This is a genomic window from Hoeflea sp., from assembly GCF_039975035.1.
Classification (GTDB): Bacteria; Pseudomonadota; Alphaproteobacteria; order Rhizobiales; family Rhizobiaceae; genus Hoeflea.
On record NZ_JBDWHW010000254.1, the window covers coordinates 1 to 17,419 of the forward strand.

A 17,419-nucleotide genomic window follows, 5' to 3' on the forward strand; every position below is an offset into this window, starting at 1 on the left:
GGCGACAACGCTGGACGATGTGATCTCCGAACTTGAAATCGCCACGGTGTCGGAACGACAGGGCCGGGCGATTGACCGAGACCAGTCCGGCTCGATGGAAAAGAAAAAACGCGAAGGCTATTTCTGATGACTTCTCAATCACTTTCGCGCATTGCTGAATCTGTTGAATCCAGTGATGACGCAACCCTCCTCGACCCGCAGACCGCATCAGCTGGCCGGCAGACGCGGCCGCTGAGGTTCATCACCTGCGGCTCGGTCGATGACGGCAAGTCGACGCTGATCGGCCGTCTGCTGTGGGACACCAAGGCCGTGAAAGAGGATCAGGCGGCGGCGCTCAGGCGCGATTCCACCGGCAAGCAGAACGAACTCGGTCTGCCCGATTTCGCACTGCTGCTCGACGGCCTGCAGGCCGAGCGCGAACAGGGCATCACCATCGATGTCGCCTACCGGTATTTCGCTACCGACCGGCGTTCGTTCATCGTCGCCGATACGCCCGGCCACGTGCAATACACCCGCAACATGGCCACCGGCGCCTCGACCGCCGATCTGGCGGTGCTGCTGGTCGACGCCCGCGCAGGCCTGCTCGAGCAGACCCGCCGTCACGCCACGATCGCGGCGATGATGGGCATCCGGCAATTCGTGCTGGCGGTCAACAAAATCGACCTCGCGCATTATGACGAAGCCGGGTTTCAGGCCATCGCACGAGCATTCCGCGAGGTTGCGCTGTCGCTCGGCGTGCGCCAGGTCACCGCCATTCCGGTCTCGGCGCTGAAGGGTGAGAACATCGTTAATCGCGGCGACGAATTGATGCCGTGGTACACCGGACCGACACTGGTGGAGGCTTTGGAAAAGGCCACCCAGCGTACCGGCCAGACCACCGGTTTCCGGCTGCCGGTGCAGCGGGTTTCACGTCCCGGTGAAGGCTTTCGCGGCTATCAGGGCACGGTTGCCGGCGGTTCGATCAAGCCCGGCGACAGTGTCGTCGTGCTGCCGTCCGGGGTCGAGGCCAATGTCAAAGCCATCGTCACCCATGATCTGGTGCGCAACGCGGCGGTGCACGGCGACGCCATCACGCTGGTGCTCGACCGCCCGGTGGATGTGGCGCGCGGCGACATGATCGCAGCCATTGACCAGCGGCCGCAGACAGGACGTGCGTTCAGCGCCCGGCTGGTGGCGCTGTCGGACGACGGCATTGTCCCCGGCAAGCGCTACTGGCTCAAAGCCGGTTCGCGGCGCCAGCGGGTGATGGTGCGACCGACCTCGGCGCTGGATCTGTCATCCGGCAACTGGGACGATGCCCACTTCCTGCCGGTCAACGGCATTGGCACGGTCGAACTCGATTTCGAGGATACGGCGATTTTCGATGCTTACGAAACCAATCGCGAGACCGGCGCCTTCATCCTGATCGATCCGGAAACGCTCAACACCGTGGCCGGCGGCATGATCGACGGCAAGCGCTCGAAATCAGGCCGTTTCGACGCGTTGCCCGACGTCGACCGCGCCACCGTGACACTGCCCGCGCGGCTGCTGGAGACGTTTTTGAAAACGGAATTTGCGCGCTCGCATGCAGGGGAGATACGGGTGACGGGGCCTGATGAGGCGGAGAGCGGGTAAGCTTCGGTTCATAAGCTGTTGACTGGTTTGAGCTCAACGGCGGTTCTGCGCCGTTGGTGGGCGTCGATGCGTATTGCACCATCGTTCCGGTGCAGGCCATGGGCGGCGCGGCGCGCAACAACGAACAGCTACCCCGACTTGTCAAGCGATCTGGCAGGTGCGCTTGACTACCAGGTCGACTTGCCGTTCACGACATTCTCCAATTCCATCCGCAATCCGCTTTCAACTGCGTTGGGGGCATTTGCCGATATCCGGTCTGTCCCGAAATTTGCTCGATAGTGGCTCGGGGAGACACCGAGCCTGCGGGCAAAGACCCGGCGCAGCGTCATGGTCGTGCCAAATCCGGAATTGGCGGCGATGGCTTGTATGGATTGGTCGGTTTCCTCCAACAGACTGCGCGCCATATTGAGGCGAACATCCTCGATGTAATGCGAAATCGTCGTGTTGGTCATCTCGGCGAACCGCCGGCTCAGCGACCGCTTGCTCATGACCGCGTGGGCCGAAAGCGCGTCGAGCGACAGATCCGCGCCCGGATTTTCCCAGATATGCAACTGGACCCTGCGGATGCGCGGATCTTCCGTTGCCCCTGCCATCATTTGCGAACTAAACTGGGATTGCCCGCCCTCCCGTCGCAAAACCATCACCATGAAGCGCGCGATATCCAGTACCAATTGACGGCCATGATCCTTCTCGATCAGCGCAAGCGCCAGGTCTATACCCGCCATCATCCCGGCCGAGGTCCAGAATTTTCCCGAATTTACGAAGATCGCGTCACTGTCAACCGGCGAGGAGACTTCCGAGTCCGCCTCAAGCCGCATTGCTTCCAGCCAGTGCGTTGCAATGCGATGTCCGTTTGCAACACCAGACGCCAGGAGCACTGTCGAGCCCGTGCAGACAGATCCCATCACCGCGCAACGTGGCTCCAACCTCCTTATCCACGACAGCAGCGTCTCATCCTGCGCGGCGGCGAAACACCCTGGTCCGCCCGCGACCAGAAACACATGCATTCTGGTCGGCAGATCGGCGCAGCTGCAAGTCGGTGCCAATTTCAAAAAGCCGCCAGCAACCGGGACGGCGGCGCCGTCAACAGATACAGTGATCGGATCGTATAGTCTTCGGCCGGTGAGAAAATTCGCAAGCCCGAACGGCTCAAGCGGACCGCAGACATCAGACGATGCCACTTGCGGATAAATCAGCATGACGACCCGGCGCGGCATGCTAACGACATGCTCAATATCCATTAAGCGATTCCCTCAGAAAGATTCGGCATAGCATCCGGGCAACCGGTGTCATGTTCAAGGTCGTGCTAATTTTAGCAGGCACGGAAGGAACATATGACGCCAAATTTCGAACGCCTGTTGCCAAATGCGCCTCCGCCGCTTCGGTCCAATCCCCCATTGTGGCATTGTGTCTGAGATCAAGGCCACACTTGACCATTCGTTAACCAACTAGGGGAACATCACATGTTTGGGTTTTTATTGAGGATAATGCCGGCTGCAAGCGGGATCGAGCGCGACGATAGCGAGAAGCTGTCGCGCCGGAGATTTCTGGCTGGCGCGGGCGCCGTGATCGGTACTGCTATTGTCTCATCCCATCTCGGCGTGAGCGAAGCCCGGGCTGCGCCGTCCAAACCCGACTTGGCACCTGAGCATGACGAGGATCCGGTCGAATTGGCCCAGGCGCGGCGTGATGATCGCGGGGACCGCCGTCGTGATGACCGCGGCCGCCGCCGGCGTGACGATCGCGGCCGTCGGCGTGATGACCGCCGGTTCAGCCGCCGGGATCTTGAACGGCAGTGCAGGCGGTCCAACAAATTCCGCCGTAACAACAGGAGGCTGTGCAACCGTGTTACAGGACGGAACTTCGGACGTCGTGGAGCCTGCCTCCAGATCGGGCCGCTAACCGTCTGCGAATAGGCGCAAAACCCAGCCATGACAGCGCCGCGCATTCAATCGGATGCGCGGCGCGGTCATGTTTTGCCCTGCAATTTGGTGATGGTTTTCCTCGGATCCGGACATCGGGCGGGAGACGGCGCAGACGATCCCATCGCCGCTGACGGCCTGGCGCTGGGGAAGGCACAACTACACCCTCAAAATTCCAGACAGATCCCGGTCGCCGGATGGGCCGGCGAAGGTCCGTCACGGTTCGCCGGGTGTAAATCCCGCTGATGCAGATGGCGTTCACATGGATTGTTTGGAACGATAGCGTACATGCATTCGTTTAAAGTGTTACAGCCAGTTTTGCGCGTCCAACCGGATGCGCGGCGCTGCAGGACACGCCTGCCAGTTTCCGGCACGGGATCAGAACATGCAGCACGAACCGTTTTTCGGTCTCAATTCCTATCATGTCGCGCTGGCTGTCATCGGCGTGAGCGTGATTGCCGCGCGCTGGCTGCCGCGCCTCATCTCCAGACGCGAACCGGCATCCGCGCCGCTGATGATCCTGTTCGGCGCAGGCGCCGCATTGCTGATACCGGGACTTCCGACACTGCCCGACCCGCGCCAGACACCGCTGCCCTGGGAGCTGGTGAGCGAATTGACCGTGATCGTGGCACTATTCGGCGCCGGGATGCGTATCGACAATCTGCGCCCGTGGAAACGCTGGATTCCCACTTTCCGGATGCTCGCAGTGGCGATGCCGCTGACCATTCTGGCGGTCGCGCTGCTGGGGGTTGGTCTGGCGGGGCTGACGGCGGCCGGGGCGATCCTGCTGGGAGCGGTGCTGGCGCCAACAGATCCGGTGCTTGCATCGGATGTGCAGGTCGGGCCGCCGCATGAAGGCGCCGAACACCCGGTGCGTTTCACCTTGACCACGGAAGCCGGTCTGAATGACGGACTGGCGTTTCCCTTCGTCTATCTGGGCTTGATCGTGGCGGCCGAAGGGCTGACACCGGGCGGATGGGCGTTCGACTGGTTCCTGCGCGATATCGTCTATCGCATCGCGCTCGGCATCGGCATGGGATGGGCCGGCGGCAGGATTCTTGGATACATCCTGTTCAAGGTGCCCAAGGGCTCCGTTCTCGCCGAAACCGGATCCGGGGTGATCGCGCTGGCTGGCGTGCTGTTGTGTTACGGCTCTACCGAACTGATCGAGGGCTACGGATTCATAGCCGTCGCGGTTCTGGGTTTGACGCTGCGGCGGATCAGCGAAGAACACAAATTCCACCGTCGACTGCACGATTTCTCGGAGTCCATCGAGCACGCGCTGACCGCGCTGCTTCTCATCGCGCTGGGCAGCGTCATGCCGGTCCTGTTTGAAGACCTGACATGGACGCACTTCGCGGTGGCCTCGCTGCTGATTCTGGTGATCCGTCCGCTGTCGGGCTGGATTGCGCTGTGGAAGACCGACCTTGACCACCGCGACAAGGCCGTGATTTCGGTTTATGGAGTGCGCGGTATCGGTTCGATCTACTATCTGTGCTATGCGGGCAGCCACATGGAGTTCACCAACGAGGAAGCGCTCTGGTCGCTCATCGCCCTCGTCATCCTGATGTCCACCGTCCTGCACGGTTTCAGCGTCGGCTGGGCCATGGACCGCCTGAGGGACAGATGATCACCCGGTTGCCGGCGGCAATGCCGGTCAATGAGGATTGAGCTTGCGGAACCATTCCGGATTTCGCAAGTTGAACATTAAGGCGATGGCCCGGAGAGCCGGATCTGTCGGCCTTGCCCACCCGCGCCTGAGCCGAAACAGGCCTGTTCCGCCCCAGAAGTTACACGGATTAGAAGAAGATATTATGAGCGGACTGCTTGCCCTTCTGGATGACGTTGCCGCCCTGACCAAACTGGCAGCGGCGCAAATCGATGATATTTCCGCCCAGGCCGCCAAAGTCGGCGTCAAGACAGCCGGCGTGCTGATTGACGATACCGCGGTGACGCCAAAATATGTGCATGGCCTGCCCGCGGCGCGCGAACTGCCCATCGTCTGGCAGATCGCACGCGGTTCCCTGTTCAATAAACTCGTCATCCTGCTGCCGATCGCGATGTTGCTGAACCTGTTCGCACCATGGATGCTCTCACCCCTGCTGATGATCGGTGGGGTGTATCTTTGTTTTGAAGGGGCAGAGAAAATCTGGCATGTGTTTCACCCTGTGCCGATCCCCGTCGATGCCGAGAATCCGATCGATCATGCGCATCTCGAAAAGCAGCGCGTTGCCGGTGCTATCAAGACCGACTTCATCCTCTCGGCCGAGATCATGACAATCTCGCTTTCCTCGATCGAGGCGTCTTCGCTCTGGACCGAAGGGCTGATCTTGGCCGTGGTGGCGGTCGGCATCACGGCTCTTGTCTATGGCAGTGTCGCCATACTGGTAAAGGCGGATGACGCAGGACTGAAAATGGCGCAGGACGGCTATTTCGAGGCGACACGCAGCCTGGGCCGCTTCATCGTGCGCGGCATGCCGTCGTTCATGGAAGCCATCGCCAACATCGGCACCGCCGCCATGCTCTGGGTCGGAGGCGCGATCATCATTCACGGTCTTGAGGATTTCGGGTTGTCTTCGATCGGCCACTTCGTGGAGGATCTGGGAGCGCGGGTTCGCGAGTTGACCACTGTCGCCTCAGGCTTGCTCGGCTGGGCGACAGAAGCTTCGCTGAGCGGCCTGTTCGGACTGGCCATCGGGTTGGTTGCACTGATGCTCATGAGTGTGGGGACACGCGTCACCGCCAGCTTCCGGACAGGTTGACGACCCACAAACCAGCAGTTTCGAGAAACCTGCCCGACAGCTGTCCGGCGCGTTACAAGACCGCTATTCCCCTGGTGAAAGTTCCTGCTGGCCGACGCCACGGCTGTTATCACCGGCCTCGCGCAGTTCGGCATCGAGCCGGCGCTCTTCCTCGGCGGACGGCGTGGCGAAACGCGCCAGCAGCAGATAGACGATCGGGGTGAGGAAAAGCGTGGCGATCATCGCCAGGCCGAGACCGCCGACGATCACCCAGCCCAGCGCCACGCGGGCTTCCGCGCCGGCGCCGAAGGCCAGCAACAGCGGCACCGAGCCCAGAACTGTCGAGATCATCGTCATCATCACCGGACGCAGGCGGATGTTGGAGGCCTCCTCGATCGCCTGTCTTATGTCCATGCCCTTGTTGCGCAACTGGTTGGCGAACTCGACAATCAGGATGCCGTTCTTGGCCATGACGCCAACCAGCAGCACAAGCCCGATCTGGCTGTAGACATTGAGCGATCCGCCGGTGAAGGCCATGGCAAAGATGGCGCAGGCAAGCCCGAGCGGCACGGTCGAGATGATGATGAAAGCGCTGACGAAGCTTTCAAACTGGGCAGCAAGCACCAGCAGCACGACAATGATGGCAATGCCGAAGGTAATGAGCATGTCGCTCGACGACTGGTCCAGCGTCGCGGCTTCGGCAAGCGGGATGATGCGCACACCGCCCGGCATCAGCGGTTGGGCCAGATCGACGGCATTGGACCAGGCTTCACCCAGCGCAAAACCGGGCGTCAGACCGGCGGTGATCGAGACCGAGCGCATCTGGCTTTCGCGCCTGAGATCGGGGGCGACGGCTTTCTCGCTCAGCGAGGCGATGGTTGACATCGGCACGATGCGGCCATCGCCGGCCTTGAGGTAGATCGATTCCAGATCGGTCGGATCATTGATCGGGTTGGTGGTCGACATCAGCGTGACCGGATAGGAACGGTCCTCGATGAACACCTGCGCCACTTCGCTGCCGTCGAGAAGCGCCTGCAGGGCCTGGGCGAGACCATCGATATCGACGCCCAGATCGGAGGCGCGGGCACGGTCGATCTGCACCGAAATCTGCGGCTGGGTGGTCTCATAGGAGAGCTGGATCTGACTGTAGCGCGGGTCCTGCTCGAGCTTGCCGACCATTTGCTGGGCGACGCCGGCCAGTTCATCGTAATTGTTGCCGACAAAGGCCATTTGCAGACCGTTGCCGGCGCCGCGGATGCCCAGGCTGTTGGGCTGGATGGCGAATGCCCGCAAGCCCGGCACGGTGGCAACGGCGCGGTTGAGATCGGCGACGATCTCGGACTGAGGCCGCGCCCGCTCGCTCCAGGGCGCGAGACTGAGCACCATGAAGCCGGAATTGGCGGAGCCGCCATTGCCGGCAATGGCGAAGATGTTCTGCACCTCGCCGCTGTCGCGAAGCGGGGCAACCAGACGCTCGATTTCGGTCATGCGGGCGCGGGTGTAATCGAGACTAACGCCTTGCGGCGCGGAGATCCGCATCAAGGCCAAAGCCCTGTCCTCGGGCGGCGTCAGTTCCTGCGGGATGGTGGGCAGCAGCGCCAGCGCCGCGCCGGCTGTCAACATGGCAATGACGACGACGATCAAAGGCGCATCAAGCGCCCGGTGCAGGATCGAGGCATAGGCTTTCGACATCCGCGCGCCCAGCCTGACAAAGACGCTCTGCCTGCCGCCCGCCCTGGACATGTCGCGCCGCTTGATCAGCCGGGATGCCAGCATCGGACACAGTGTCAGCGCGACAACGCTGGAAATCATCACGGTGAATGCCAGCACGAAACCGAATTCGGTGAACAATCCGCCAGCCTGCCCCGGCAAAAACGAGATCGGGATGAACACCGCGGCGAGCGTCGCGGTGGTGGTGATGACGGCGAAAAACACTTCGCGTGTGCCGATCACGGCGGCGGCGCGCACGCCCATGCCCTCGTTGCGTCTGCGCACGATGTTTTCGAGCACGACAATGGCGTCATCAACGACCATGCCGGTGGCGAGCACCAGGGCAAGCAGCGTCAGAATATTGACCGAAAATCCGGCCAGCCAGATCGCAGCGAACGCCCCGATCAGCGACACCGGAAGGGTGACCGCAGGGATCAGCGTTGCCCGCCAGTCGCGCAGGAACAGGAAGATGATGGCAATGACGATCAGCACGGCAAGGATAAGCGTTGAACGGACTTCCTCGATTGCGCCGCTGATGAAGGTGGCGTCGTCGCTGGTCACCCGGATGTCGGTGCCTTCGGGCAGGATTGCCTGAATCCCCTCGATGGCGGCCCTGACCCCTTGCGAGATCTCCAGCGTGTTGGAGGCGGCCTGACGGATGATGCCGATACCGATGCCGGTGCGGCCATTGGCGCGCAGCACCGATTCGCCGATATTGGCGCCGAGCGTGATGCTGGCAACATCGCGGAATCTGACCCGGTCATTGATGTAGAGGTTCTCGAAACCTTCGGGCGTGGTGACATCGGCGGTGGCGCGGACCACGATATCGGATGTTCGCGCCGTCAGCGATCCAGCCGGCACATCCAGCGCCACATTGCGCAGCGCGTTGCGCAAATCGGCCAGCGTCAGGCCGAAGGCGGCGAGACGCGAGGGATCGACATCGACACGGAACACCTTCTCGCGGTCGCCATAGACATTGACGTCGGCGACGCCGGGAACGGCGGCCAGCCGGTCGACCACCAGGTCCTCGACCAGAATGGTCATGTCCTGGACATTGTAACGATCCGACGTCACCGCCAGACGCATGACCGGATCGGAATTGGCGTCGGCCTTGACGATGCGGGGATCGTCGGCGCCGTCCGGCATGTTGTTGGTCACCCGGCCGAGCGCATCGCGCACATCGGAGGCGGCGACATTGAGATCGGTGCTTTCGGTGAACTCGATGGTGACCCGGCTGCGGCCAAGGGTCGACGTCGATGACATTGACGCAACGCCCGAGACACGCGCCACCGCACCCTCGACGACCGCGGTCAACTCCCTGTCGACGGTTTCGGGTGCTGCGCCGGAAAAGGCGGTCGTCACCGTGATCACCGGACGGTCAACGTCGGGCAATTCGCGGATTTCAGCCCCGTAGAGACCGGCAAGACCGGCGACGACGATGAGCAGGCTGATCACCATGGCCAGCACCGGCCGGCGCACCATCAGCGCGGTGCCGCCGCCGGACTCCGTCGAGCCGTTTGCCTCGATCTGGTCTATTGGTGTCTCGTCGCGCTCCGTCATGCGCCGTCCCCGTTTTTGCTCTTGTCCGAGGTGGTGGTCCGGGCGGTCGGCTCCTGACCTGCCGCAGGGCTGTTTGCCTCAGGTTGCTCGCCGCCGCCGATCACCCGAAGGGTGGCTCCGGGCCGAACGCTCTGGACCCCTTCGGTGACCACCTGGTCGCCAACCGCCAGATCGGCCTTGACCAGAACCGTTTCGGCGTTGCGCTGAATGATGGCAACATTGACGCGACTGGCTTCGCTCTCTGAAACCCGCCAGACATAGGATCCAGTGGAATCCCACTGGATCGCGAGCGGATCAACAGCGGGCCATCGCTCGCCCTCAAACCCGACGCTGACTTCAAACGACATGCCTGCACGCAACGTGTCGTCGGCGTTGGCAATCCGGGCGCGCACACGCAAGGTGCGGCTTGCTTCATCGACACGGTTGTCGACCGCGGAAATTTTCCCCTCGAAGGTTTCCCCGGGACGCGAAATGGCGACCGCCGTGACCTGCTTGCCGACTTGCATGCCGGCGGTAAAACGTTCGGGGACGAAGAACTCGATCAGGATTTCACTGCGGTCGTCAATGCTGGCGATCTCGCTCTGGCTGGTGACGTAATCGCCGATATTGACAGCCATGATACCGAGCGAACCGCCAATCGGCGCGGTTACGGTGCGGCGTGATAAATCGAGTTCGGCTTCCCTGAGCGCGACCTGAGCCGCATCCAGCGCATTTTGCGCCTGATCCGCCTCGACGCTTGAGGCGGCCCGGCTCGCCACCAGGCTCTGCAGACGATCCACCTTGGCTTTCGCGTCATTGACCGTAAGCCGGGCTTTTTCGACGGCAAGTTCCTCTTCGGCTGCATCGAGCCGGATCAGCACGTCGCCGTGCTCGACCTTGCTGCCCGGACGAACCGGAATTTCAGCGATCTGACCCGACACCAGCGTTCTGACCGAAACCGAACGGACGGCTTGCCCGGTGCCGATCGCGGTGAGCTTGTCATTGACCAGCCCCTCCCCGACAGGCGCAACAATCACAAGCGCCTCGCGAGGCCCACGGCCCCTGCCCCGCCCGGCAGCGCCCGGCCCGGCGGCCGTGTCGGTTTTGGCCTCACCTTCAGCGGGCGCGAACAGCGATATTCGCTCAAGCCCGTTTCGGGCAAGCACATCATGCGCGCCCGGGTAAAGCCAGGCCCAGCCCACGAATGCAACAGCGAGCAGTACCAGAGAAAACAGCAGTTGTTTCCAGAGTTTCAAAGCCATGTCTTTCTGCTATATGCGCGCGAACACCGCGACAAACTTCAACTGGAAGCGGGTATACCCGCCAATTCAGGGACAAATGTGGTATTTCACGAGTGCAACATAACGCGCCGGATTCAGATTACACGTTACCATTTAGACAGATTCAGAATTTTCGGAAGCCGGTTTTTCCGCGACACGAAGCAAATCAGCACGGAGCAGCAAGGCTGTGTCGCACGGCAATGGCGTTGCCGCCATCCGTTCGATCCGATTGCGGAATGCCGGGGACGCGGTGATTTTTGCCAAACCATGTTCGGGACCAGCGAGCGTTAACGGGCGTGTTCTTGCCGGGTCGGCGGGAAAGGACTAGATCAGCGCCATGGCGCGACCGCCACCGGGCTGGCGCGCGGATGGCCGTGGCCGGATGAGACAGGACCAGACGATGAACCTACACCCGACGATCATCCCGGCGATTGCCGATGACGGCTCGCTGTATCCGGTCGAAAAGCTCAAAGCCCATGTCGACGGGCTGTTTCATCTCGCCGTATCGATATTCGTGTTTGATGGCGCGTATCTGCTGATCCAGAAACGGGCGGCTTCAAAATATCATTGCGGCGGGCTTTGGGCCAACACCTGCTGTACGCATCCGCACTGGGATGAACCTGTCGACACCTGCGCCCGCCGTCGCCTGAAGGAAGAACTCGGCTTCACCATAGCGCTGGCGCGCCGCCGCGTGGTCGAGTACTCGGCCGATGTCGGCAACGGCATGCGCGAACACGAGAAGGTGACGATGTATATCGGCGCGGCGGATCGTTCGGCGCTCGAGATGGAGCCGGATCCGCGCGAGGTCGAAGACACCCGCTGGATCAGCCGTGACGAACTTCACGCCGAGATCGGCCGGCATCCGCAGCGGTTCACCCCCTGGTTCAGGATTTACGCCCAACGCTATCCCGATCTGGTCTTCTGACAGGCAGGGCTCCCGATGGGCGGCAGCAAGATCCGGTGCATGACGAGGACAGGCAGCGCCAAGCAATCAGTCGGCCGAATCCGGCCGGCGGATCCTGAGCGACAATTGCACCATCCCCAACGCACAGGCAGACAGCGTCACGCAGATCCAGAAGGCGTTGACGCCAAAAATGCCGAAGACGAAGCCGAAGCCCGAGACAATGAGGATCGAAAACCCCTGCATCATGACGCCAAACAGGCTTTGCGCCTCTGCAGATATGTCTTCGCTTGTTCTCTTGGCGATAAAATAGAGACAGCCGAGATAGGAGAATGTGAAGGTCACGGCCTGGCCGAGTTGCATTATCACGATCACCCAGAGCGGCGGCGAAAGCGTCATGCCGAGCCAGCGCAGCATTGAGGCAAGTGCTGCGATCAGGATGAGAACGCGCGCCGGAAACCGGGTGTTGATCCGTTGCCAGGCAAACATGGTCGCGGCTTCGGCGGCGGCGCCAAGCGCGATCAGGCCACCGATCACCGGCTCGGAAAGGCCTTGCTGTTTCCAGACCAGTGAGGAAAACGCATTCATGACCATGTGATTGGCAAACAGGATGGCGCCGGCAATCACCGGCAGCAGCACCCATGGCTCAAACGCGGCAATGACTTCGCGCGACAACAGCCGACCATCGGACGCCGCGCGCGGCCGGTCGCTGTCACGCAACCGCGGCAAGCCGGTCGCCACCAGGAAGCGCGCGCCGCAGGCAACCGCGATCAGCCAGACGAATGACGACGCACCAAACCAGAGCACCAGATAGCCGGTCAGAAAGCACATGGCGAGAAAGCCGATGGTGCCCCAGGCGCGGGTCGAGCCGAAGGAAAATCCCAATCGCATCGAAAGCCGCATGGTGGCGGCATCGGCGACCGGACTGACCAGACCGGCCGGCAGGTTGGTCATCGACCAGACCACCAGGATCATCCAGAATCCCTCGGCAAAACCGAGCAGCAGCGAAAATGCCGCACTGACGCCGGTCCCGAGCATGATCGCCTGCTTCCAGTCCGGCGCGCGATCCGCCAGCCGGCCGACAAGCACGCTGAACAAAAGAATTCCCGCCATCGGCATGGTGTTGATCAATCCGATGCCGGCATCGCTGATGCCACGCTCATTGAGCCAGATCGGCAGATAGGTGACGGTGACCGCGGCGGGCCAATAGGTCACGAAATAATAGCGCGTTGCCGCAAATTCCGGCTTTGCCATGGGAGAAGCTGCCTTAAGACTGGATCCGGCCGGAGGAGACCGCCCCTGGCTATGATTGAGCCTTAATCCATCCTTCCGCATTGCACCATGGCCAAATCTACTGGCTTCACAGCGGCGTGCCAGAATGGATCTTCTGGCTGTCGGCGGGGGCTTCTGCGCGCTCATTGAGCCCGTAATCGCGCACCACATGGGCGACGCGAAGCCGGTAGCGGGTGAACACGCCGACCCTGCCCCGCGTCTGGGCATTGCGATGGGCGGCCAGCGTGCGCCAGCGCTTGACGGCCGCCTCGTCGCGGAAGAATGACAACGACACCAGCTTGCCCGGGGTTGTGAGGCTTTCAAACCGCTCGACCGAGATGAACCCGTCCACCTCGTCAAGCATGGCGCGCATCAAGGCCGCGATTTCCAGATACTCGCTGTGGCGGCCATCGGCGGGTTCGACCTCGAAGATGACGGCGATCATGGCCGCACCAGCGGCGCGTGCGGACCGGAGGCAAGCTTGAGGAAAGTGCGGTCCTCGCGCAGCAGGAATTTTTCGCGCTGGGCGAATTCATAATTCTCACGACCCAGGCGATCCTCGGAGAGACGCTGGCGGTAGGCCTCGTAGGCGGCGAGATTTTCGACGGTATAGACGCCATAGGCAAGCGTCGACGAGCCTTCATGCGGGCTGAAATAACCGATCAGGTCGGCTCCGCAGCGCGGAATCGCCTGGCCCCAGTTGCGGGCATAATGCTCGAACTGGGCTTTCCTGGCCAGGTCGATGTGATAGCGGATGAAACAGGTGATCATGGGTGCCTCCTTGCTCTGGACCGGACCGTTGTTTCATATTGACGCCGTCACATGCTTCGATTAGCGTCGAAGTATGAAAGAAGGTCCAGACATTGCGCAACTGGGCGCGCTGATCGGCGATCCGGCGCGCGCCAACATGCTGACCGCCCTGATGGCCGGCGGTGCGTTGACGGCGAGCGAGCTTGCAGCGGAGGCCGGCGTCACCGTGCAGACCGCGAGCTCGCATCTCAAGAAGCTCGAAACCGCCTCCCTGCTGGTTCAGCGCAAGCAAGGCCGGCACCGCTATTTCACTCTGGCCGATGATGATGTCGGCGCGCTTCTGGAAACCATGATGGGTCTGGCTTCGCGGCGCGGGCTGACGCGCCTGCGCACCGGACCGAAAGATCCGGCGCTCAGAAAGGCGCGGGTATGTTACAATCATCTGGCCGGAGAGCTCGGCGTCGCGCTCTATGACGGGCTTCTTGCTACGGGATTTCTGGCCGAGAAAGACGGCGAACCGGCGTTGACGCAGGCCGGTCGTGACCGGATGACGGAGTTCGGAATCGATATGGCCGCGCTCGAGAGCCAGCGGCGGCCGCTGTGCCGCTCGTGCCTCGACTGGAGCGCGCGGCGGACACATCTGGCCGGCTCGCTGGGACAAGGTCTGCTCAGCCGGTTTGAAGAATTGGGCTGGGCGGCGTGCGAACCGGGCTCCCGGGTCGTCAGGTTCACCTTGCCCGGCGAGCAAAAGCTGCTGAGAGAATTCGGAACAGCGACCGGCTGAGCTGCACCGGGCCAGGCGCTGCAGGTCTAGCCTTGATGGTCGCGGATCACTTTCAGGAAGGCGTCGCCGTAGCGTTCGAGTTTTGACTGACCGACACCGGAGATGCCGAGCAGCGCGTCCTTGTCCCCGGGGCGTTCGGTGGCGAACGCCACCAGGGTCGTGTCGGGAAAGACCACATAGGGCGGAACCGACAATTCCCTGGCAATCGCCGTTCGCGCCGCGCGCAAGGCTTCAAAAAGTTCGCCATCGGCCTGCTCCAGCGCGGATTTGGCGCTTGCCGCCCCAGATGACTGGCGCCTTGAGCCTTTCGCACTTGCAGGGCGGTCCTTGCGGAAGCGGACTTCGCGTTCGCGTTTGAACACGGCGCGGGCCTCCTCCGGCGCAAGTTTCAGCGCACCAAAGGCCTCGTGATCGACGCTGACAAGCCCTGCGGCCAGAAGCTGGCGGTAGACCGACTGCCAGGTCTTGGCCGGGATATCCCTGCCCGCGCCGAAGATCGGCATGTCGACATGCCCGAAGCGGCTGGTCTTCTCGTTTTCATTGCCCATCAGCACATCGATAAGGTGCCCGGAGCCGAAGCGCTCGCCGGTGCGGTAGACCGCGGCAAGCGCCTTGATGGCCGCATCGGTTCCATCCCAGGTTTCAACCGGCTTGAGGCAGGTGTCGCAATTGCCGCATTGGCCGGGATGGGCCTCGCCGAAATGAGCCAGGATCGCCTGCCGGCGGCAGCCCGGGCTTTCGCAGATGCCCAGCAGCGCGTTGAGCTTGGCGCGCTCGACCCGCTTGACATCGTCTGCCGACGCGCCGCCGTCGATCATGCGGCCGCGCTGGATCACATCGGCCATGCCGTAGGTCATCCAGGCATCGGACGGCAGCCCGTCGCGCCCGGCCCGTCCGGTCTCCTGGTAATAGGCCTCGACCGACCCCGGCAGGTCGAGATGGGCGACATAGCGCACATTCGGCTTGTCGATGCCCATGCCGAAGGCGACGGTGGCGACCAGGCACAAATCCTCTTCTTTCAGGAAAGCATCCTGGTTGGCTTCGCGGACACTGCGGTCCATGCCGGCATGATAGGCCTTCGCCCGGATGCCCTGCTTGTTGAGCCACTCGGCGGTATCCTCGACCTTGGCGCGCGACAGGCAATAAACGATGCCGCTCGATCCCTTGTGACGCGCCAGAAACCGCAACAACTGCTGGCGCGGCTGGTCACGCTCGACGATTTCGTAGGCGATGTTGGGACGGTCGAACGAGGTGGTGAACACCCCGGCCGTGCGCAGACCCAGCTTGTCGATGATGTCCTCGCGGGTGTGCGGATCGGCGGTCGCTGTCAACGCCATGCGCGGCACGCCGGGCCAGGCCTCACCGAGATGGCCGAGCGCGCGGTATTCAGGCCTGAAATCATGGCCCCACTGCGACACGCAATGCGCCTCGTCGATGGCAAACAGGGCAATTCTGGCGTTGCCGATCATGTCCCTGAAACCGGGCGTGACGATCCGCTCCGGCGTGACATAGAGCAGGTCGAGTTCGCCACTGGCAATCGCGCCGCGCACCTCCATGAATTCCTCGCGGGTGAGCGAGGAATTGAGCGCGGCAGCACGAACGCCCAGTTGCCTGAGCGCTTCCACCTGGTCGCGCATCAGCGCAATCAGCGGCGAGACGACAATGCCGACGCCATCGCGACAGAGCGCCGGGATCTGGAAGCACAGCGACTTGCCGGCCCCGGTGGGAAACAGCACCACCGCATCGCCACCCGAAACGACCTGCTCGACCACCTCCGCCTGCCTGCCGCGAAACGCCGGGTAACCATAGACCCGGTTGAGCACATCGAGCGGATCTTTCAGGCCGGACTGGTCAAACGCGGCATCGATAGGGCTTTCGGTCTGGTGCATGGAATCGCTTTCGTGGGAAGACCCGCACTATGGCACAGGAAGCGACGCTGCGGCGAGGGTCTGACAGACAACCAAGCCCGGTCAGATTTCGATCACGAGAAACCCGATTTTTTTGGAAAGTCTGGTCGGAGTGAGAGGATTCGAACCTCCGCCCCCCTCGTCCCGAACGAGGTGCGCTACCAGGCTGCGCTACACTCCGTGACCAGCGGCTGGCTTATAGACCGGCACAATCTCCGCCACAAGCCCCGCAGGGCAAAATCGTGTTCTGAAAAACGTGGAATGCCTCATCTTTTTCACAGCGAAACCAACCGCCGGCAAATGGATCAGCTTTCATCGCCGGACTGTGGGGCCTTGTCGGCGGTTTCGGTCCCGGGCAGTGGCGCTTGAACCTGGCCAGAGAGAAAGAATCCCCAGCCGACATAGGCGGTGAGCGCGAGGAAGAAGATGGTCCAGCCGAGCGAGCCGCCGAAATATTCCACGACGGTCCAGATCGCCACCACGCAGAAGACCACGATCCGGCGAATGAGCGGACGGAAGAAAGGATGGTGAAAATCGATCAAGGCCCATCTCATGGGGTCACCTCTTGTGGGGATGCAACTGTTCCGCCCACCAGACCCCACCGGTCCGGGCTGGTCAAGCCAATGCTCTGGTATTTGACAGGAACCTGGTTCACTGATGTGCCGGGACCAGGGAGATATCCATGACTGCAATCACCAAGACTGCGATGACCAATCTCGACGGGCTGGAAGTGGGTTATGATGTCCCCGCCCTGCCCGGCATGGATGAACGGGAGATTCAGACACCGTGCCTGATTCTCGATCTTGATGCGCTCGAGCGCAACATCATCAAGATGGGCGCCGAAGCCAAGGCAATGGGCGTCCGCCTCCGGGTGCACGGCAAGATGCACAAATCGGTGGATCTGGCCAAGCTGCAGGAAAGACTGGGCGGGGCATCCGGCATCTGTTGCCAGAAGGTGTCGGAGGCGGAAGCATTCGCCCGCGGCGGCATCAGCGATAT

The 17,419-nt window shown here is 62.2% G+C and carries 14 protein-coding genes, 1 tRNA gene and 1 pseudogene; 7 read left to right on the plus strand and 9 right to left on the minus strand.

The window, feature by feature from the left end; all coding sequences use genetic code 11:
* Nucleotides 1-127, plus strand: a pseudogene (locus tag ABJN75_RS22745) (sulfate adenylyltransferase small subunit); the annotation flags it as partial.
* Nucleotides 127-1,614, plus strand: coding sequence for a sulfate adenylyltransferase subunit CysN (gene cysN, locus ABJN75_RS22750; RefSeq protein ID WP_348441914.1), 1,488 nt, complete (start codon nt 127-129; stop codon nt 1,612-1,614). The pseudogene ABJN75_RS22745 and the gene cysN, both read left to right, overlap by 1 nt.
* Nucleotides 1,615-1,781: 167 nt before the next feature.
* Here the strand turns inward: cysN and ABJN75_RS22755 are convergent, their stop codons facing one another.
* On the minus strand, nt 1,782-2,855 hold the full coding sequence (locus tag ABJN75_RS22755; protein WP_348441915.1) for a helix-turn-helix domain-containing protein: 1,074 nt from the start codon (nt 2,853-2,855) through the stop codon (nt 1,782-1,784).
* 1,066 nt (nt 2,856-3,921) lie between these two features.
* Here ABJN75_RS22755 and ABJN75_RS22760 point away from each other — a divergent pair.
* Nucleotides 3,922-5,166, plus strand: coding sequence for a cation:proton antiporter (locus ABJN75_RS22760; protein ID WP_348441916.1), 1,245 nt, complete (start codon nt 3,922-3,924; stop codon nt 5,164-5,166).
* 184 nt (nt 5,167-5,350) lie between these two features.
* Nucleotides 5,351-6,298: a DUF808 domain-containing protein gene (locus ABJN75_RS22765; RefSeq protein WP_348441917.1), complete on the plus strand. Its 948-nt coding sequence runs from the start codon at nt 5,351-5,353 to the stop codon at nt 6,296-6,298.
* Between the two features lie 63 nt (nt 6,299-6,361).
* Here ABJN75_RS22765 and ABJN75_RS22770 read toward each other — a convergent pair whose 3' ends face one another.
* Together ABJN75_RS22770 and ABJN75_RS22775 are read right to left on the minus strand one after the other, a co-directional pair.
* Nucleotides 6,362-9,469, minus strand: coding sequence for an efflux RND transporter permease subunit (locus ABJN75_RS22770; RefSeq protein ID WP_348441937.1), 3,108 nt, complete (start codon nt 9,467-9,469; stop codon nt 6,362-6,364).
* Between the two features lie 74 nt (nt 9,470-9,543).
* Nucleotides 9,544-10,788 (minus strand): efflux RND transporter periplasmic adaptor subunit, encoded by a 1,245-nt coding sequence (locus ABJN75_RS22775; protein ID WP_348441919.1) that lies wholly within the window; start codon nt 10,786-10,788, stop codon nt 9,544-9,546.
* A gap of 355 nt (nt 10,789-11,143) precedes the next feature.
* Between ABJN75_RS22775 and ABJN75_RS22780 the strand changes: the two genes are divergently transcribed.
* A complete protein-coding gene (locus ABJN75_RS22780) occupies nt 11,144-11,731 on the plus strand; it encodes an NUDIX domain-containing protein (RefSeq protein WP_348441921.1) in 588 nt (195 codons plus the stop codon).
* Between the two features lie 66 nt (nt 11,732-11,797).
* Here the strand turns inward: ABJN75_RS22780 and ABJN75_RS22785 are convergent, their stop codons facing one another.
* The 3 genes from ABJN75_RS22785 to ABJN75_RS22795 all read right to left on the minus strand — a co-directional run bounded on the left by ABJN75_RS22785 (nt 11,798) and on the right by ABJN75_RS22795 (nt 13,750).
* Complete coding sequence (locus tag ABJN75_RS22785) at nt 11,798-12,961, minus strand: MFS transporter (RefSeq protein WP_348441923.1); 1,164 nt, start codon at nt 12,959-12,961, stop codon at nt 11,798-11,800.
* 106 nt (nt 12,962-13,067) lie between these two features.
* Nucleotides 13,068-13,424, minus strand: coding sequence for an antibiotic biosynthesis monooxygenase (locus ABJN75_RS22790; RefSeq protein ID WP_348441925.1), 357 nt, complete (start codon nt 13,422-13,424; stop codon nt 13,068-13,070).
* Complete coding sequence (locus ABJN75_RS22795; RefSeq protein ID WP_348441927.1) at nt 13,421-13,750, minus strand: NIPSNAP family protein; 330 nt, start codon at nt 13,748-13,750, stop codon at nt 13,421-13,423. Before ABJN75_RS22795 ends, ABJN75_RS22790 begins: the two co-directional genes overlap by 4 nt.
* A gap of 73 nt (nt 13,751-13,823) precedes the next feature.
* Between ABJN75_RS22795 and ABJN75_RS22800 the strand changes: the two genes are divergently transcribed.
* Nucleotides 13,824-14,513 (plus strand): winged helix-turn-helix domain-containing protein, encoded by a 690-nt coding sequence (locus tag ABJN75_RS22800; protein WP_348441929.1) that lies wholly within the window; start codon nt 13,824-13,826, stop codon nt 14,511-14,513.
* A gap of 26 nt (nt 14,514-14,539) precedes the next feature.
* On the opposite strand, the gene recQ is transcribed toward ABJN75_RS22800, so the two are convergent.
* From recQ to ABJN75_RS22815, 3 genes are all read right to left on the minus strand, one after another.
* The gene (gene recQ, locus ABJN75_RS22805) at nt 14,540-16,402 is read right to left on the minus strand and encodes a DNA helicase RecQ (RefSeq protein WP_348441931.1); all 1,863 of its coding nucleotides are present in this window, start codon (nt 16,400-16,402) and stop codon (nt 14,540-14,542) included.
* A gap of 122 nt (nt 16,403-16,524) precedes the next feature.
* Nucleotides 16,525-16,601, minus strand: a tRNA-Pro gene (locus ABJN75_RS22810).
* Between the two features lie 124 nt (nt 16,602-16,725).
* A complete protein-coding gene (locus ABJN75_RS22815) occupies nt 16,726-16,974 on the minus strand; it encodes a hypothetical protein (RefSeq protein ID WP_348441933.1) in 249 nt (82 codons plus the stop codon).
* A gap of 128 nt (nt 16,975-17,102) precedes the next feature.
* Here ABJN75_RS22815 and ABJN75_RS22820 point away from each other — a divergent pair.
* On the plus strand, nt 17,103-17,419 hold a 317-nt coding region (locus ABJN75_RS22820), incomplete at its 3' end, for an alanine racemase (RefSeq protein WP_348441935.1).

Bases quoted from the DNA above. Each gene is read 5' to 3' on its own strand.
- ABJN75_RS22775 (WP_348441919.1), bottom strand. From the start codon at position 10,788: ATGGCTTTGAAACTCTGGAAACAACTGCTGTTTTCTCTGGTACTGCTC.
- ABJN75_RS22780 (WP_348441921.1), top strand. From the start codon at position 11,144: ATGGCGCGACCGCCACCGGGCTGGCGCGCGGATGGCCGTGGCCGGATG.
- ABJN75_RS22765 (WP_348441917.1), top strand. From the start codon at position 5,351: ATGAGCGGACTGCTTGCCCTTCTGGATGACGTTGCCGCCCTGACCAAA.
- ABJN75_RS22795 (WP_348441927.1), bottom strand. From the start codon at position 13,750: ATGATCACCTGTTTCATCCGCTATCACATCGACCTGGCCAGGAAAGCC.
- ABJN75_RS22770 (WP_348441937.1), bottom strand. From the start codon at position 9,469: ATGGTGCGCCGGCCGGTGCTGGCCATGGTGATCAGCCTGCTCATCGTC.
- ABJN75_RS22800 (WP_348441929.1), top strand. From the start codon at position 13,824: ATGAAAGAAGGTCCAGACATTGCGCAACTGGGCGCGCTGATCGGCGAT.
- ABJN75_RS22755 (WP_348441915.1), bottom strand. From the start codon at position 2,855: ATGGATATTGAGCATGTCGTTAGCATGCCGCGCCGGGTCGTCATGCTG.
- cysN (WP_348441914.1), top strand. From the start codon at position 127: ATGACTTCTCAATCACTTTCGCGCATTGCTGAATCTGTTGAATCCAGT.
- ABJN75_RS22785 (WP_348441923.1), bottom strand. From the start codon at position 12,961: ATGGCAAAGCCGGAATTTGCGGCAACGCGCTATTATTTCGTGACCTAT.
- ABJN75_RS22760 (WP_348441916.1), top strand. From the start codon at position 3,922: ATGCAGCACGAACCGTTTTTCGGTCTCAATTCCTATCATGTCGCGCTG.
- ABJN75_RS22815 (WP_348441933.1), bottom strand. From the start codon at position 16,974: ATGAGATGGGCCTTGATCGATTTTCACCATCCTTTCTTCCGTCCGCTC.
- recQ (WP_348441931.1), bottom strand. From the start codon at position 16,402: ATGCACCAGACCGAAAGCCCTATCGATGCCGCGTTTGACCAGTCCGGC.
- ABJN75_RS22790 (WP_348441925.1), bottom strand. From the start codon at position 13,424: ATGATCGCCGTCATCTTCGAGGTCGAACCCGCCGATGGCCGCCACAGC.